This window comes from Chitinophaga ginsengisegetis (assembly GCF_900168065.1).
GTDB classification, from domain to species: domain Bacteria; phylum Bacteroidota; class Bacteroidia; order Chitinophagales; family Chitinophagaceae; genus Chitinophaga; species Chitinophaga ginsengisegetis.
Genome location: NZ_FUZZ01000002.1, coordinates 628,171 through 644,147, shown reverse-complemented (window position 1 = coordinate 644,147; position 15,977 = coordinate 628,171). Strand labels below are relative to the sequence as shown.

Below are 15,977 nucleotides of genomic sequence, written 5' to 3'. Positions count from 1 at the left end.
ATTGGAAAGAATATACTTCGACAATGCAGCTACCACATCGCTGGATCCAGCGGTATTAGAAGCGATGCTGCCATTTATGACGGAAAAGTTCGGTAATCCTTCCTCTATCTATTCTTACGGACGGGAATCAAGACTGGGTATCGAAAATGCGCGTAAATCAGTCGCCAAAACATTAAATGCACATCCGGGAGAAATTTTCTTTACCTCTGGCGGTACAGAAAGTAGCAACACGGCCATCAATGCCGCGGTAAAAGATCTGGGCTGCAAGCACATTATCTCTTCGCCCATTGAGCACCATGCTACCCTGCACACCGTAGAATACCTGCATCACCACGATGGCGTAGCCCTTTCTTTTGTGAATGTGCTGCCTACCGGCCATATTGATATGGACCACCTGCGTGAACTGCTGCAAAATTCCGGGGAGCGCTGCCTGGTATCCCTCATGCACGCCAACAATGAAATCGGTAACCTGCTGGATATTCATGCCGTAGGGAACCTCTGCAAGGAGTTTGACGCCATCTTTCATTCAGACACGGTACAAACCGTAGGTCACTACCCGTTTGATCTGCGCAATACCCCGGTACACTTCATCACCGGCGCCGGGCATAAGTTCCACGGCCCCAAAGGAGTAGGGATCCTGTACATCAACGAAAATGTTAAAATAACGCCTTTCATCCAGGGAGGCAGCCAGGAACGCAACATGCGCGCCGGCACCGAAAACCTGTATGGTATCATCGGTTTTGCAAAAGCCCTGGAACTGGCCACTATACACCATGAAGAGCATAGCGCGCATATCAATGGCCTGCGTATGTACATGGCAGAACAGCTGCAAAAACACATTCCTGAAGTAGCCTTCAATGGCGATTTGTATGGCCGTAGCCTTTACACCGTACTGAATGTGGCTTTCCCCAAGTCTGAGAAAACGGAGATGATCCTGTTTAATATGGATATCAACGGCATCTGCGCTTCCGGCGGCAGTGCGTGTACTTCCGGCGCCAATGCGGGATCTCACGTTATTCGCGCCATCAACAGCAATCCTAACCAAATTGCGGTTCGCTTCTCCTTCTGTAAAAATAACACCAAAGAAGAAGTGGATAAGGTAGTAGAAAGACTGAAAGAACTGATGTAATTGATCCGAACATAAAAAAAGGCAGCTAAGTATTTCTTAGCTGCCTTTTTTATTATATACCGTTTACACACTAGTGCATAAACTCCTTAATATCCTGCATGATTCTTTTGGCGATATTGTCTGCCGTAGTTTCATTCTGGCTTTCCGCGTAGATACGGATAATAGGTTCTGTATTGGATGTACGGAGATGTACCCAGTCTTTATCGAACTCTATTTTCAGTCCGTCTTCGGTATTTAAAGGCTGGTTTTTATACTTTACCTTGATTTTTTCGAAGATAGTTTTTACATCTACGCCTTTATCCAGCTCTATTTTATTTTTGGAGATGAAATAGTCGGGATAGCTGTTGCGTAAAGCTTTGATGCTTTTTTTGCTGTGTGCCAGGTGGCTCAGGAACAGCCCGATACCGATCAGGGCATCACGGCCGTAGTGCAGGTCGGGAACAATGATACCACCATTGCCTTCTCCGCCGATCACCGCGTTCGTATCTTTCATTTTCTTTACCACATTCACTTCACCTACCGCTGATGGGGTATATTCACCGCCATGCTTCAGGGTTACGTCTTTCAGCGCCTGTGTGGAAGACATATTGGAAACGGTATTACCTTTTCTTTTGCTTAAAACGTAATCCGCTACTGCCACCAGGGTATATTCTTCCCCGAACATGCTTCCATCTTCACAAACAAAGCACAAACGGTCTACATCCGGATCAACAGCAATACCGAGGTCGGCATTGGATTTATTTACTTCATTGGAAAGAGCGGTCAGGTTTTCAGCCAGCGGTTCGGGATTGTGGCTGAATTTGCCGTTTACTTCCGCAAACAGCACTTCTACTTCTTCCACGCCCAGTGCTTTCAGCAGGGGAGGAACAAATAAAGCGCCGGTAGAATTTACCGCATCCACCACAATTTTAAAGTTGCGTGCTTTAATGGCAGGCACATCCACCAGCGGGTAGTTCACGATCAGGTCAATATGCTTCTGCAGATAAGAATCGTCGGCAGTGTAGGCGCCGAGCTTGTTTACATCTGCAAAGTTAAAGTCTTCCTGTTCGGCTATTTCCAGCAGCTGTGCGCCGTCTTCACCGGAAATGAATTCCCCTTTGCTGTTCAGCAGCTTCAGGGCGTTCCATTCTCTCGGGTTATGGCTGGCAGTGAGAATAATACCGCCTGCGGCATTTTCCATCGTTACCGCCAGTTCCACGGTGGGGGTGGTGGATAAACCGAGGTCTATCACATCAATCCCAAGCCCGTTGAGGGTGGATACTACCAGGTTTTTTACCATTTCGCCGGAAATACGGCCATCACGGCCTATTACCACCTTACGGTTGTCTGTTTGCCGGCTCAGCCAGGTGCCATAAGCGGCTGTGAATTTTACCACATCTAATGGAGAAAGTCCCTCGCCGGGCCTACCGCCTATGGTTCCGCGTATGCCGGATATCGATTTGATCAGTGCCACAAGATTCAATTTTAAAGGAAGGCAAATATAAAAAAATCCATTCCAGAAAACCTAATTATGAAAAGATGACCACGAATACACCGCTATCATTCCTGTTTTTCAATTTTCCGCCATCACTTTTCACTATATTTGCAGCTACGCTTTTCAAAAAACAGCTATACGTTACATGCAATACTCGTGGAAGAATATACCCCGGTATATTCGTTATGTGTTTGTTCAAACGCTTTACCTCTTCCTGCTAATGGTGATGTTCAGGGCTATATTTTACCTGTTCTTCTTTAAAACAACCATTACGGAGCATGCAGCGATACTCAAAGCCTGGAACCTGGGACTAAGATTTGATCTCCGGCTGGCACTTTATCTCATGATTCCCATATTGTTATTAACGCTGATTACCCGGAATAAATTTTTTACGTCCAGGGCTATACGTAATACCAATTTTGTCTATTTCTTCCTTATTTACCTGTTACTTACCCTTCTTTATATACTGGACCTCGGTCATTACGACTACCTGGGGCAGCGTCTCGACCCTTCTGTATTGAGATTCCTGGCAAAGGGGGAGCGGGCAGACAATGCCCGGATGGTATGGCAAAGCTATCCTGTAGTACGAGGCGCGTTGGGGATTTTTGTTTTCATGTTCCTTGTATACCGTTTGCAGAAGGGCACCTGGAAGAAATTTGCTGCCCAGCCGGTGATCTACCTGCGTAAATGGCCTTTCACCGGGTTCGTAACAGGGATAGTGCTGTTGTTTGCCGCGGGCATCTATGGAAACATCGCTTATTTCCCGCTGCGCTGGAGCCAGGCCATGTTTACCCGCGACAACGGTGTAACCAGCCTGGGACTCAATCCCATCCTGTATTTTGCGTCCAATTTCTCCGTAAAAGGAGATACCTATAATCTTGAAGCCACCAAAAAGTATTACCCGTCCCTGGCTGCCTACCTTAAAGTGGATTCCGCCGATGTGAATAACCTCAACTATGTGCGTACCGTTGCCGGCGACAGCAGCAGGCCCCGGCTCAATGTAGTATTGGTAATGCTGGAATCTACCGGTGCGGCAGTAACCAGTATGTATGGAAATCCCATGCAGGCCACGCCCAATATGCAACGCCTGGCAGACAGCGGCATCCTGTTTAAAAATTTTTATGTACCGGCCATCAGTACGGCCAAAACGGTATTTGGCGTGCACACCGGTTTGCCGGACATTACTGCGGTGAAAACAGCCAGCCGTCACCCTAAAATGCTGGATCAGCGCATTGTGATGGACCAGTTCAAAGGCTACGATAAACTGTACCTGCTGGGAGGAAATACCAACTGGGCCAATATCCGCGCGGTATTTACCAACAACGTGGAAGGTGTGCGTATTTATGAAGAGGGCATGTACAAATCCGGGAAGGCCGATGTATGGGGCATCTCCGATTATGACCTGATCACCGAAGCCAGTGGTATTTTTAAAGAAGATAATGATAAGAAGAAACCTTTTGTGGCCTTCCTCCAGCTGGCAGATAATCACCCGCCGTACACCACTACCAGCGGCGCGGGCGATTTTAAAAAGCTGACGGAGAAAGACCTGGACATGAAAAAGTTCAAACAATCGGGCTTTGTGTCGGTAGACCAGTTCAATGCGCTGAGGTATGAAGATTATAACGTGGGACACCTTATTAATATGGCCCGTAAAGATGGCTATCTTGATAACACCATTTTTGTATTTTTCGGAGATCATAACTGCGTGCTTAATCCATACAGTTTTATGCCGTTGCCGGAATATGAATTGTCCACCGGCGGCGTGCATGTAACGGCCTTTATGTACAGTCCGAAGCACCTGGCGCCACAACAGGTGAGTACCCCGGGAAGCTTGCTGGATGTATATCCTACAGTAGCGAAACTGGTGGGAATGCCGTATAAAAATTATACATTGGGCGTAGACCTGTTTGATAGTACCAGGGTGAACGATAAATATGTGTTCATGACTTACCTGCGTAACCAGATGCCTTTTTATGCTACATTGGGCGATCGTTACCTGTATGAAATCAACCTGGTCACAGATGCTACCGCACTGTATGATCTGAAAGGCGACCCGTTGAAGAATATCCGTGCCCAGCAGCCGGATACAGCGAAAAGCCTCGATAATTTAACACGTGGCTTTTACGAAAGCACCCGATATTTGATGTTTAATAATAAAAAATAGCTGTTAGCTTCTGCCTATAGCTGCACAAAATATGGAAGTAGATAAACTATGGTTTAAAGATTGGTTTAATTCTCCTTATTATCATCTGTTGTACAACAACCGGGATGACAGGGAAGCCGCGGCATTTATTGATAAGCTACTCACTTATCTGCAACCGGCGCCGGATGCGGAAATGCTGGATGTAGCCTGTGGAAGGGGACGGCATGCCAAATACCTGGCGGATAAAGGTTACTATGTAACCGGGATCGATCTTTCTATCGAAAGTATTAATATCGCAAAAAAGCTGGAAAATGATCACCTCAGCTTTTTTCAGCACGACATGCGTTTACCTTTTTGGGTAAACTACTTCGATGTGGTGTTTAACTTCTTTACCAGCTTTGGTTATTTTGAATCGCAGCGCGACAATGACAACGCATTGCGTACGCTCAAAAACGCCCTGAAGCCGGGAGGCAAACTGGTACTGGATTATCTGAACAGCAATTATGTTGCTGCTCACCTGGTGAACGATGAAGTAAAGGAAAAAGATAACGTAGTATTTGATATCCGCCGGGAACTGAAAGCGCATAAATTTATGAAGCAGATCAGTATCCTGGATAAGGAAAAGATGCGTCGCGCTACGTACACCGAAAGCGTGAATGCCTTTACCAGGCAGGAGTTTGAAGCCATGTTCGCCAAACAGGGGCTCAAAATAACAGAAATATTCGGCGACTATCACTTTAACAGCTATGATGAACAGCGTTCGCCACGACTGATCATCATAGCCACAAAATCATAGCCATGCTTGAATCGATACTCCGCGAAGATCTCCGGCTCTTTTTTCATATTAACGGTCAATGGTATAATGGATTCCTGGATGTAGTGCTGCCTTTTTTAAGGGAGCCTTTTGTTTGGGCGCCGTTGTACCTGTTCCTGGGGCTGTTTGTAACTATTAACTATGGCTGGAAGGGCCTTTTCTGGATATTATTTTTCCTGTTGTGCTTTGGCGTGGCAGACCAGAGCAGCCTGTATCTGAAAAGCGCGATCGGAAGGGTGAGGCCCTGCCGCGATCCGCTGGTGTCGCACTACGCACGGGTATTGGTAGTGTATTGTCCTATGAGCGGGAGTTTTACTTCCAATCATGCCGCCAATCATTTTGCCCTGGCTACATTTTGTTTCATAACTTTAAAACAGGCATTTCACCGGTACGCCTGGTTATTTTTTGTATGGGCGGCTGCTATTGCCTATGCACAGGTATACGTAGGCGTGCACTATCCGCTCGATGTAGCGGGAGGTGCAGTACTGGGTATTTTAATCGGACTGCTGAGCGGCAGTTTTTTTCAACGCCGCATAAGACTGGAGTCTGAACTCGCATCATGAACTGGAACTATCTGATACTAATACTGGCTGCAACCATTGCTGGTGGGATTATTCCCATGACAGTAAAACGCGTCAATGCCAACTTTTCTATTTACCTGCTCGCATTTACCGGGGCTTTTCTTTTTGGGGTGATCATTATGCACCTCCTGCCGGAAGTGTATGAGGCGCTGGGCCACCAGGCAGGCGTTTATATTGTGCTGGGATTTTTCCTGCAGGTATTCCTGCAGCAGCTCTCACATGGTATGGAACACGGCCATACCCATATACCGCAAACGCATCACCATCATATTGCGGTGACCCCGCTTTTGCTGGGGCTTTCCATCCACGCGTTCATGGAAGGGTTGCCGCTGGGCTTTAAGTACAATGATCATTCGGCATTACCCTCGCTGATGGCGGGTGTGGCCGCCCATAAAATCCCGGAGGCATTAACACTCATTACCGTGATGATGCATGCCAACAAGAAAAGGGCGGATCTCTGGAGGATACTGATCATTTTCGCGTTGGTAACGCCGCTGGCCGCTGTACTGGCGGGTTGGCTGGGCAGCCGTTTTGAAGTGATACAACATTACCTCTTATACGTGGTAGCGCTGGTGGTGGGTGCATTTCTGCACATTTCCACTACTATCTTTTACGAAAGTGGCACCAAACATCATGAACTCAGCAGGAAAAAAGTGCTGGCAATAGCCCTGGGCTTGCTTCTGGCATTTCTAACCCTGATATTTGAATAATTTTTTATTTTTAGGCTTTATATATGGAAGTCGTCATTATCCTCATCCTTATTTTATTGAACGGCCTTTTCTCGATGTCGGAGATAGCGTTGGTCTCGGCCCGGAAGATCCGATTGGAGAACCAGGCCAATAAAGGGGATGAAAAAGCAAAGGCAGCTTTAAAGCTTGCCAACAATCCGGACACCTTTCTTTCTACCGTGCAAATCGGTATTACCCTGATCGGCATCTTAACGGGTATTTATTCAGGCGAGAACATCAAAACAGATGTGATGGCCTGGCTTAACACCTTTCCGGTTATACAGCCTTACAGCAGTGTGGTGGCTACTGTTATTATTGTAGTGGTGATCACTTATTTTTCTATGGTATTGGGAGAACTGGTGCCGAAACGTATCGGGCTGGCCAAACCGGAAGCAATCGCCAAGTTTATGGCCAAGCCTATGCAGGTGCTTTCCTGGCTTACCTTTCCCTTTATCTGGTTATTAACCGCGTCTTCTGCGGCGCTGATAAAATTATTGAATCTTAAATCCGGTGAACCCCATGTTACGGAAGAAGAGATCAAAGCTATTATTAATGAAGGCACCAGCTCTGGCGCCATTGAAGAAACTGAACAGGAGATCATAGAAAGGGTATTCCACCTGGGCGACCGTAATATTACCTCGCTCATGACTTACCGTAACGATATTACCTGGCTGGATATCAATGATGAACCCGCCACCTACCGGCAAACCATCCTGGATAGCCTGCATTCGGTATATCCGGTGTGCGACGGGCAGATAGACAGTATTAAAGGACTTATTACCATCAAGGACCTGTATTCCGTAGCGGGACAGTCGACCCCGATCACTGACATTATCCGTAAGCCGTTATTTGTGCCGGAAAACAATACCGCTTACCAGGTGCTGGAAAAGTTTAAGGAAACGCACCTGCACGCCGCTTTTATTGTGGATGAATATGGCACTTTCCTGGGAATGATCACGCTGAATGATATCCTGGAAGCGATTGTGGGCGATATGCCGGAAACTGCTGAAAGTGATGATTACGAAATGGTGCTCCGGGATGATGGTACCTGGCTGGTAGATGCCCAGATCCCGTTTTATGATTTCCTGGAAGAATTTGATAAAGAAGACTGGATGACCGAGTTTGAGCAGGATTTTGATACGCTGGCAGGGTTTATCCTGCATCACCTGGAACATATTCCGCAAACAGGAGAGAAGTTCTCCTGGAGAGATTTTACTTTTGAAATAGTGGACATGGATGCGCATCGTATCGACAAAGTACTGGTTACACCGCCAACAACAACAACAGAAGAAGATTAGGCTTGATCCCCCCCGATAAGTAATAACCGCATGCGTAATTACCCGTAATTCGTTGAGTGGGGTTGTTATTTATTTGGATAAATCTAGCTTTATGCTAATTTTGAGCACTTTTTTACATATACAAATAATTTAATTTAAGATAAAATGGTTGCAATAGGAAGTAAGGCACTGTCCCTGGAAGAAGTGTACAGGGTCCTTTTGGGCGGAGAAGAGCTGACATTGGAAGCAGCGGCTTTGCAGCAGGTGGAAGCTAGTTTTCTATTCCTCGAAAAATTTTCGGCAAAGAAACTGATTTACGGTATCAACACCGGTTTTGGTCCGATGGCCCAATACCGCATCAGCGATGAAGATACTTTCCAGTTGCAGTATAACCTGATCCGCAGCCATAGCTCCGGCGCCGGCAACTGTATGTCGCCGTTGCATACGAAAGCCCTGATGATAGCGCGTTTGAGCAGCTTTATGCAGGCGCATTCCGGTATTCACCCGGAAGTGGTACATCTTTTAAAAGACCTGATCAATAAAAACGTATATCCGTGTGTGTTTGAGCATGGTGGCGTAGGCGCCAGCGGCGACCTGGTACAGCTGGCCCATCTGGCGCTGGTACTGATCGGCGAAGGAGAGGTATGGTATGAAGATAAATATCAGCCTACGGCAGATGTTTTTGCTAAACTGAACCTGAAACCTATAGGCATTCACGTGAGAGAAGGACTGGCCATTATCAACGGTACTTCCGCCATGACGGGCATCGGGCTGGTAAACCTCATTGAAGCAAAGAAACTGCTGGGCTGGTCGGTGGTATTATCTGCCATGATCAATGAAATAGTAGAAGCGTTTGACGACCACCTGTCGGCCGAACTGAATGCCGTGAAAAAGCATGAAGGCCAGCAGCAGATTGCCGCCAAAATGCGGGAGATCCTCAAGGGCAGCAAAATGGTCCGCCATCGCCCTGATCATCTTTATAAAGAACTGGAAGAAGAAATTTTTAAAGATAAAGTACAGGAGTATTATTCCCTGCGCTGCGTACCGCAGATCCTGGGTCCTGTATACGATACCCTTGCACAGGCAGAAAAGCTGGTGGTACAGGAACTGAATTCCGTGAGTGATAATCCCGTGGTGGATCATCACCTGGAAAACGTTTTCCACGGCGGAAATTTCCATGGCGATTATGTCTCCCTGGAAATGGATAAAATCAAGATAGCCATCACCAAATTATCGATGCTGGCAGAAAGACAACTCAACTACCTGCTGAACGAAAAGCTGAATCACAAGTTCCCGCCGTTTATGAACCTGGGCAAACTTGGCTTCAATTTTGGAATGCAGGGAGTGCAATTTACGGCAACCTCCACCGTGGCGGAAAACCAGACTTTGTCGTTCCCGATGTATGTGCACAGTATTCCGAACAACAACGATAACCAGGATATTGTGAGCATGGGAACCAACGCAGCTATCATGACCAGCAAAGTAATAGAGAATACTTTCCAGGTATTGGCTATACAGGTGATGACAGTATTACAGGCGGTGGATTATCTGAATTGCCAGGATCGTTTGGCGGGATTCTCTCACAAAGTATACCAGGAAGTGAGAGCAATTTTCCCTAAATTTATTGAGGACAGCCCGCGCTATAAAGATCTTCAGCAAATTAAAGCGTACCTGATAAAGAACATGCCGATTCAGTTCTGATCAAATAATTGTGGTTAGCCGTCATTCGTAATTCGTAATTTGTAATTCATGAAATGTGCATTAGTAACAGGAGGGTCCAGGGGCATAGGCAGGGCAGTATGTATTAAAATGGCCGAAGCAGGCTATCATGTGCTGATCAACTACAAAGGAAATGAGGCTGCAGCGCTGGAAACGCTGGAGGCAGTAAAAGCAAAAGGCAGTACCGGTGAACTGATGCCGTTTAACGTAGGCGATGCCGCCGAAGTGCAACAGGTATTGGGGAGCTGGGTAGAAAATAATAAAGAACAACAGATAGAAGTACTGGTGAATAATGCGGGCATCCGGGAAGATTCCCTGATGTTCTGGATGAATGAGGCGCAATGGAGCAATGTACTCAATATCAGTTTGAACGGATTTTTCAACGTAACCAAGCAGGTGCTGAACGGCATGTTGCTGAAACGTTACGGGCGTATCATTAACATGGTATCGCTGTCCGGTATCAAGGGGTTACCCGGTCAAACCAACTACTCTGCCGCCAAAGCAGGGGTAATTGGCGCTACAAAGGCACTGGCACAGGAAGTTGCCAAAAGAGGGGTAACGGTGAACGCCGTTGCGCCCGGTTTCATCAGAACAGATATGACCGCCGAGCTTAATGAAAAAGAGCTGGCAGCACAGGTTCCCATGAACCGCTTTGGCACCGCCGAAGAGGTGGCGGATGCAGTGGCCTTCCTGGCTTCCAGGTCCGCAGGTTATATTACCGGGGAAATTTTAAACATCAATGGGGGGCTGCACACTTAATAACGTCAATATAACTGGGCTATAGGCTAACCGCTAAAAGCTAAGAGCTATGAACAGAGTAGTGATCACTGGGATGGGAATTTATTCCTGCATCGGAAAGGATATGCAGGAAGTAAAAGATTCATTGTATCAGGGCAAATCCGGTATTGTACTGGATCCCGAAAGAAAAACATTTGGCTACCGTTCCGGGCTGACCGGGTATATAGAAAGACCTGAACTCAAAGGGTTGCTGGATCGCCGGGCAAGGCTCATGATGCCGGAACAGGCGGAATTTGCCTACATGGCTACCCGTGAAGCCCTCGCACAGGCAGGCATGACACCTGAATATATTGACTCCACACCGATAGGACTTTTATATGGCAACGACAGCTCCGCAAAACCGGTGGTAGAAGCCAATGATGTGATGCGGGCTAAAAAAGATACGATGCTGGTGGGTTCCGGATCTGTTTTCCAGACCATGAACTCCACGGTGAATATGAACCTGGCTACTATTTTTAAGCTCAGGGGCGTAAACTTCACCGTAAGCGCGGCCTGCGCCAGCGGCTCACATGCTATCGGGCTCGGATATATGTTTATCCGGAACGGTATGCAGGATGCTGTAATCTGCGGTGGCGCACAGGAAGTAAATGTGTATGCGATGGGAAATTTTGATGCCATTGCCGCATTTTCTGTGAGGGAAGGAGATCCTACCCGCGCTTCCAGGCCATTTGACCGCGACCGGGATGGACTGGTACCCAGCGGCGGCGCTGCCACTGTGATCCTGGAAAGCCTGGAATCTGCACAGCGCAGGGGCGCCACAATTTTAGGCGAAGTGCTGGGATACGGCTTTTCCTCCAATGGCGCGCATATTTCCAATCCAACTGTAGACGGACCTGTAAGATCCCTGCAGATAGCTCTGCAGGATGCCGGTTTGCAGCCGGGCGATATAGAGTATATCAACGCACACGCCACCTCCACCGCCGCCGGTGATGCCAGCGAGGCCAAAGCGATTCATGAAGTGTTTGGCGCTTCACGGCCCTACGTAAGCTCCACCAAGTCCATGACCGGCCACGAATGCTGGATGGCGGGCGCCAGTGAAATTGTATATTCCATGCTTATGATGCAGCATGGCTTTATTGCCCCCAATATCAACCTGGATAACCCTGATGAGGATGCCGCCAGGTTAAATATTGTAACCAGTACAATTAATAAAAATTTTAATATATTTTTGTCAAATTCTTTTGGCTTTGGAGGAACAAATTCATCCCTGATAGTAAGGGGGTGGAATGGAAAATAAATATCCTTAACTTTGGCGCTCGGAATAGGATTAGCTGACCAATAGACTGAATAAACACAAATTATTAACCGACCTATATCTGATTTCACACTTTTATGGACATTAGAGAGATAATAACTGTTACGAATAAGTTTCTGGTAGAGGAGTTTGAAGCAAACCCTGAAGCCATCACGCCGGAAGCAAACATGAAATCCACACTGGATCTGGATAGTTTGGATTATATCGACATGGTGGTAGTAATAGAAGATAACTTCGGATTTAAAGTAAATCCTGAAGAGTTCCAGGCTATTGTCACCTTCCAGGATTTCTACAACTATGTAGCCACTCGTGTACAACAAAAAGAACTGGTATAATGCCTTCCTGGCAAGGAAAATCTAAGGGGAGTAAGTTCGGATATAGTTGTTTTGTTTTCCTGTTGAAGCATGGAGGGGTGGTGCCTGCGTATATGTTGCTGAGATTTGTAGCCTTCTATTTTTTTGCATTTTCCTGGAGTTCCTCAAAACCTGTCTATCATTATCTCCGTACAAAAATTGGTTATAGCAGGGGCCGCGCGTTGCTCAGTTTATACCGGAATTATCATGTATTTGGCCAAACACTGATCGATAAGGTAGTGGTGATGGCAGACATGTCCAATAAATTCACCTTTGAGTTTGAGGGAGAACATCATTTACGTGAAATGATTGCCGGCGGTAAAGGCGGCATCCTTTTGAGCGCACATGTGGGTAACTGGGAAGTAGCCGGTCATTTGTTCAAGCGCCTCCAAACCCGTATCAATATTGTGATGTTCGACGGCGAACACCAGCGGATCAAAGATTACCTGTCCGGTATTACGGGCGACCGGAACATGAATGTTATCGTGATCAAGGATGACCTGTCGCATATTTATGCTATCAATGAAGCATTGAGTAATAAGGAGCTGGTGTGTATGCATGCCGACCGGTTCCTGCCGGGCAATAAAACCGTAACGGTTCCTTTTTTGGGCCAGGATGCCCGTTTTCCACTGGGTCCTTTCCTGCTGGCCGCCACCTTCCGGGTGCCGGTTTCCGTAGTATTTGCCTTTAAGGAATCGTCTACCCATTATCATTTTTTTGCCACAGAACCCCGCTCGTACCACGGCCGGCGTAACCAGGGAGTAGAAACCGCCCTGCAGGATTTTGTGCATCATGTGGAAGAAAAAGTATACCGTTACCCGGTACAATGGTTCAATTATTACGATTTTTGGGAATAATGCGTGTTTTTACTGTTAATAATTTCGTATAATTCTATTTATTTCGTGTTTCATATTTAATAATAACTTGTGCAGATGTTTATTCATTCAGACGATATCACCGCCTATATTCCCCAGCGTACTCCCATTGTGATGATCAGTGGAATCCTGGCTGTAGATGGCCCCGTAACCCGTACCGGTCTTCACATAGCACCAGATAATATTTTTGTGGAAAATGGAGTGCTCACCGCACCCGGCCTGATGGAAAATATTGCACAAACCGCCGCTGCCCGCATCGGCTATATCGCCAAACAACAGAATACCCCCGTTCCCCTGGGGTTTATTGGCGCTGTAAAAGACCTGGAAATACTGGAGCTGCCGCCGGCAGGACAAATGATAGAAACAACCACCGAAATCGGCGGTGAAGTATTTAATGCCACTATGGTAACCGGCAAAGTGATGTTTGACGGCCGCCTGATGGCACAATGCGAAATGAAAATATTCATCAATCCCCAAATTTAATCACACATGAACTGCAGAAAATTAATTGCACTTCCGTTGCTGATGTTGAGCATGATGGCTATGACAGCAAATGCTCAAACACTGAAGAACTTCCTGGACAACAAAGATTCTTCCTTTACCTGGCTGGGTGTGGATTTTACACAAGCCAAACTGTTGGGTGATGCCGCCGCTAAAACAGACGCCATCGTAGACCATGAGTTTACTGCCCTTAACCAGGTAATTGTGAACGAACAAAAGAAGTACGATGTACCAGGCGCACTTCACCGCGATAAATACAACACCAGTATTGGTTTGGTGAACAAACGCAATGAAGCCATCAATAAAGATGCGCTGAAATCTGATGAATCTTCCGACTTTGAACGTCTTAAACCGGAAGACATTGTCAAAGTGGTGAAATCGTACGATTTTACCGGAAAACATGGAATCGGCGTAATGCTGGTAATGGAAGGCATGAGCAAAACCAGCAAAAGTGCCTCTATGTGGCTGGCCATTTTTGACATGGACAAGAAAAATGTACTGCTCACAGAACGTTATGTAGGTAAAGGCCAGAAATGGAGCTTCGCATGGCGCAACTACTGGCTGGCTACTATTAAGAGTGTGCTGGATGATATCGACGACGACTACAGCAAACTGAAAACAAAATACGCTGAAGCCAAAGATCCGGAAGAACCAAAACCGGTAGTAGCGGCACCCGCAGCAAAGAAAGAAACAAAAGCCGCCGGTACAACAACGCCTGCAACAAAGAAACCAAAGAAGAAAGGATAAATTATGATACTGACTGAATGCACCAACATACTGATAAGATTTAATGAAGCAGATCCGCTGGGAATAGTATGGCACGGGCATTATGTGCGGTATTTTGAAGACGGCAGGGAAGCTTTCGGAGAAAAATACGGGCTCAGATACCTGGATATTTTTGAAGAAGGATTCACTGTACCGGTAGTAAATGTACAATGTGATTACAAACGCTCTTTGCGCTACGGCGACAGGGTAATAGTAGAAACAAGGTATGTGGACGACCTGGCAGCAAAAATAAAATTTGAATACATCCTTACCAATCCTGCCACAGGAGAAATAGTAGCAAAGGGTTCTTCCGTACAGGTATTCCTGGACAAGGAAACTTCATCTCTGCAATTGATTGCTCCTCCTTTTTTTAGTGAATGGAAAAAAAAGCACGGACTGGTATAACCAAAGGGTATTATGCAACAGGTGTATGTAGTAGCAGATAATATTGTGGGGCCTCTTGGCAGTACTACCCGGGAAAATTTTGACCAGGTTTTATCTGGCAACAGTGGCATAGCGCAGCATAACAATGCCGCCTATGCCGCTGCTCCGTTTTATGGCGCTATCACAACGCCTGCACAACTGGACGCCTTTACGGCAAACGCTAACGTAAAAGGATACACGCGGTTTGAGCAGCTGCTGGTTGCTTCTATACAATCGGCTTTGCAACAAACTGCTGTTACGCTCACAGATGCACGCACCGGCTTCATTATTTCCACTACAAAAGGAAATATTGAACTGCTGGAGCAGCAACCTGAAGGCGCCGTACCACCACTGGCCAACATGCAGCTGTACACCACTGCAAAGAAAGTGGCCGCTCATTTTAATGCGGCCAATGAACCGCTGGTGATCAGCAGTGCCTGCATTTCAGGGCTGGTAGCCATTTTAACCGGCAAACGGCTCATTCAATCAGGACGTTATGATCATGTAGTGGTGACCGGCGCAGATGTATTGACCCGCTTTGTATTATCCGGGTTTCAGTCGTTCCAGGCAGTAAGCGCAGTGCCCTGTAAGCCGTTCGATGCCAACAGAACAGGCGTTACGCTGGGAGAAGGCGCTGCCACCGTGATCCTCAGCCGGGAAAAAGGGGATGCGCTTTTTTCATTGGGCGCAGGCGCCATCAGCAATGATGCCAATCATATTTCCGGCCCTTCCCGTACCGGCGAAGAACTGGCCGCAGTGATGCAGCTGGCGCTAAACGGCAGCGGACTAACTGCTGCGGACATTGGATTTGTATCGGCCCATGGCACGGCTACCCTGTACAACGATGAAATGGAGGCGAAAGCACTGCATCACGCCGGACTGGCAGCCCTGCCGGTAAACAGCCTGAAAGGCTATTACGGCCATACGCTGGGCGCCGCCGGACTCATAGAAGCAATTATCAGCATGCAGGCCATGAAAGCCGGTGTGGTATTGCCAACAAAAGGATTTGAAATACCCGGTGTGAGTATGCCGGTGAATGTTCATAATACCCTGCTGCAAAAAACATCCCGCCACTTCCTGAAAACAGTATCAGGTTTCGGTGGATGCAATGCAGCGATGGTTTTTAATCTTAACAGCTAAAC

At 46.9% G+C, this 15,977-nt stretch carries 16 protein-coding genes; 15 read left to right on the top strand and 1 reads right to left on the bottom strand.

Going from position 1 to position 15,977, the window contains the following annotated elements; genetic code table 11:
* Nucleotide 1 precedes the first annotated feature (1 nt).
* Nucleotides 2-1,129, top strand: coding sequence for a cysteine desulfurase family protein (locus B5Z18_RS16345; RefSeq protein WP_079470551.1), 1,128 nt, complete (start codon nt 2-4; stop codon nt 1,127-1,129).
* A 70-nt stretch (nt 1,130-1,199) separates the two neighbouring features.
* Here B5Z18_RS16345 and glmM read toward each other — a convergent pair whose 3' ends face one another.
* Nucleotides 1,200-2,582, bottom strand: coding sequence for a phosphoglucosamine mutase (gene glmM / locus B5Z18_RS16340; RefSeq protein ID WP_079470550.1), 1,383 nt, complete (start codon nt 2,580-2,582; stop codon nt 1,200-1,202).
* Nucleotides 2,583-2,748: 166 nt separating this feature from the next.
* Between glmM and B5Z18_RS16335 the strand changes: the two genes are divergently transcribed.
* The 14 genes from B5Z18_RS16335 (at nt 2,749) to B5Z18_RS16270 (ending at nt 15,975) form a co-directional block, all read left to right on the top strand.
* Entirely contained in the window at nt 2,749-4,767 is a 2,019-nt protein-coding gene (locus tag B5Z18_RS16335; RefSeq protein WP_079470549.1) for an LTA synthase family protein, read from the top strand.
* 31 nt (nt 4,768-4,798) lie between these two features.
* The gene (locus B5Z18_RS16330) at nt 4,799-5,542 is read left to right on the top strand and encodes a class I SAM-dependent methyltransferase (RefSeq protein WP_079470548.1); all 744 of its coding nucleotides are present in this window, start codon (nt 4,799-4,801) and stop codon (nt 5,540-5,542) included.
* Between the two features lie 2 nt (nt 5,543-5,544).
* Nucleotides 5,545-6,123, top strand: coding sequence for a phosphatase PAP2 family protein (locus tag B5Z18_RS16325; RefSeq protein ID WP_079470547.1), 579 nt, complete (start codon nt 5,545-5,547; stop codon nt 6,121-6,123).
* Complete coding sequence (locus B5Z18_RS16320; protein ID WP_079470546.1) at nt 6,120-6,851, top strand: ZIP family metal transporter; 732 nt, start codon at nt 6,120-6,122, stop codon at nt 6,849-6,851. The genes B5Z18_RS16325 and B5Z18_RS16320 overlap by 4 nt, the downstream gene beginning before the upstream one ends.
* Before the next feature lie 23 nt (nt 6,852-6,874).
* Nucleotides 6,875-8,167, top strand: coding sequence for a hemolysin family protein (locus B5Z18_RS16315; protein ID WP_079470545.1), 1,293 nt, complete (start codon nt 6,875-6,877; stop codon nt 8,165-8,167).
* Between the two features lie 144 nt (nt 8,168-8,311).
* Nucleotides 8,312-9,847 carry a flexirubin biosynthesis tyrosine ammonia-lyase FlxA gene (locus tag B5Z18_RS16310; RefSeq protein ID WP_079470544.1) on the top strand — a complete coding sequence of 512 codons (1,536 nt, stop codon included), beginning with the start codon at nt 8,312-8,314 and terminating at the stop codon, nt 9,845-9,847.
* A gap of 48 nt (nt 9,848-9,895) precedes the next feature.
* The gene (fabG, locus tag B5Z18_RS16305; RefSeq protein WP_079470543.1) at nt 9,896-10,624 is read left to right on the top strand and encodes a flexirubin biosynthesis SDR family reductase FlxB; all 729 of its coding nucleotides are present in this window, start codon (nt 9,896-9,898) and stop codon (nt 10,622-10,624) included.
* A 49-nt stretch (nt 10,625-10,673) separates the two neighbouring features.
* Nucleotides 10,674-11,900 carry a beta-ketoacyl-[acyl-carrier-protein] synthase family protein gene (locus B5Z18_RS16300; RefSeq protein WP_079470542.1) on the top strand — a complete coding sequence of 409 codons (1,227 nt, stop codon included), beginning with the start codon at nt 10,674-10,676 and terminating at the stop codon, nt 11,898-11,900.
* Nucleotides 11,901-11,995: 95 nt separating this feature from the next.
* Nucleotides 11,996-12,253: an acyl carrier protein gene (locus tag B5Z18_RS16295; RefSeq protein ID WP_079470541.1), complete on the top strand. Its 258-nt coding sequence runs from the start codon at nt 11,996-11,998 to the stop codon at nt 12,251-12,253.
* Complete coding sequence (locus B5Z18_RS16290) at nt 12,253-13,128, top strand: LpxL/LpxP family acyltransferase (RefSeq protein ID WP_079470540.1); 876 nt, start codon at nt 12,253-12,255, stop codon at nt 13,126-13,128. Before B5Z18_RS16295 ends, B5Z18_RS16290 begins: the two co-directional genes overlap by 1 nt.
* A 75-nt stretch (nt 13,129-13,203) precedes the next feature.
* The gene (locus B5Z18_RS16285; RefSeq protein ID WP_079470539.1) at nt 13,204-13,629 is read left to right on the top strand and encodes a hotdog family protein; all 426 of its coding nucleotides are present in this window, start codon (nt 13,204-13,206) and stop codon (nt 13,627-13,629) included.
* A gap of 6 nt (nt 13,630-13,635) precedes the next feature.
* The gene (locus tag B5Z18_RS16280) at nt 13,636-14,394 is read left to right on the top strand and encodes a hypothetical protein (RefSeq protein ID WP_079470538.1); all 759 of its coding nucleotides are present in this window, start codon (nt 13,636-13,638) and stop codon (nt 14,392-14,394) included.
* Between the two features lie 3 nt (nt 14,395-14,397).
* The gene (locus B5Z18_RS16275) at nt 14,398-14,817 is read left to right on the top strand and encodes an acyl-CoA thioesterase (protein ID WP_079470537.1); all 420 of its coding nucleotides are present in this window, start codon (nt 14,398-14,400) and stop codon (nt 14,815-14,817) included.
* A 12-nt stretch (nt 14,818-14,829) separates the two neighbouring features.
* Nucleotides 14,830-15,975 (top strand): beta-ketoacyl-[acyl-carrier-protein] synthase family protein, encoded by a 1,146-nt coding sequence (locus tag B5Z18_RS16270; protein ID WP_079470536.1) that lies wholly within the window; start codon nt 14,830-14,832, stop codon nt 15,973-15,975.
* Nucleotides 15,976-15,977: the final 2 nt, after the last annotated feature.

What these genes read in the sequence shown, in the direction of transcription:
- B5Z18_RS16300 (WP_079470542.1), top strand. Translation starts at nt 10,674, where the DNA reads ATGAACAGAGTAGTGATCACTGGGATGGGAATTTATTCCTGCATCGGA.
- B5Z18_RS16295 (WP_079470541.1), top strand. Translation starts at nt 11,996, where the DNA reads ATGGACATTAGAGAGATAATAACTGTTACGAATAAGTTTCTGGTAGAG.
- B5Z18_RS16270 (WP_079470536.1), top strand. Translation starts at nt 14,830, where the DNA reads ATGCAACAGGTGTATGTAGTAGCAGATAATATTGTGGGGCCTCTTGGC.
- B5Z18_RS16285 (WP_079470539.1), top strand. Translation starts at nt 13,204, where the DNA reads ATGTTTATTCATTCAGACGATATCACCGCCTATATTCCCCAGCGTACT.
- B5Z18_RS16310 (WP_079470544.1), top strand. Translation starts at nt 8,312, where the DNA reads ATGGTTGCAATAGGAAGTAAGGCACTGTCCCTGGAAGAAGTGTACAGG.
- B5Z18_RS16290 (WP_079470540.1), top strand. Translation starts at nt 12,253, where the DNA reads ATGCCTTCCTGGCAAGGAAAATCTAAGGGGAGTAAGTTCGGATATAGT.
- B5Z18_RS16280 (WP_079470538.1), top strand. Translation starts at nt 13,636, where the DNA reads ATGAACTGCAGAAAATTAATTGCACTTCCGTTGCTGATGTTGAGCATG.
- B5Z18_RS16330 (WP_079470548.1), top strand. Translation starts at nt 4,799, where the DNA reads ATGGAAGTAGATAAACTATGGTTTAAAGATTGGTTTAATTCTCCTTAT.
- B5Z18_RS16335 (WP_079470549.1), top strand. Translation starts at nt 2,749, where the DNA reads ATGCAATACTCGTGGAAGAATATACCCCGGTATATTCGTTATGTGTTT.
- B5Z18_RS16275 (WP_079470537.1), top strand. Translation starts at nt 14,398, where the DNA reads ATGATACTGACTGAATGCACCAACATACTGATAAGATTTAATGAAGCA.
- fabG (WP_079470543.1), top strand. Translation starts at nt 9,896, where the DNA reads ATGAAATGTGCATTAGTAACAGGAGGGTCCAGGGGCATAGGCAGGGCA.
- B5Z18_RS16325 (WP_079470547.1), top strand. Translation starts at nt 5,545, where the DNA reads ATGCTTGAATCGATACTCCGCGAAGATCTCCGGCTCTTTTTTCATATT.
- B5Z18_RS16315 (WP_079470545.1), top strand. Translation starts at nt 6,875, where the DNA reads ATGGAAGTCGTCATTATCCTCATCCTTATTTTATTGAACGGCCTTTTC.
- B5Z18_RS16320 (WP_079470546.1), top strand. Translation starts at nt 6,120, where the DNA reads ATGAACTGGAACTATCTGATACTAATACTGGCTGCAACCATTGCTGGT.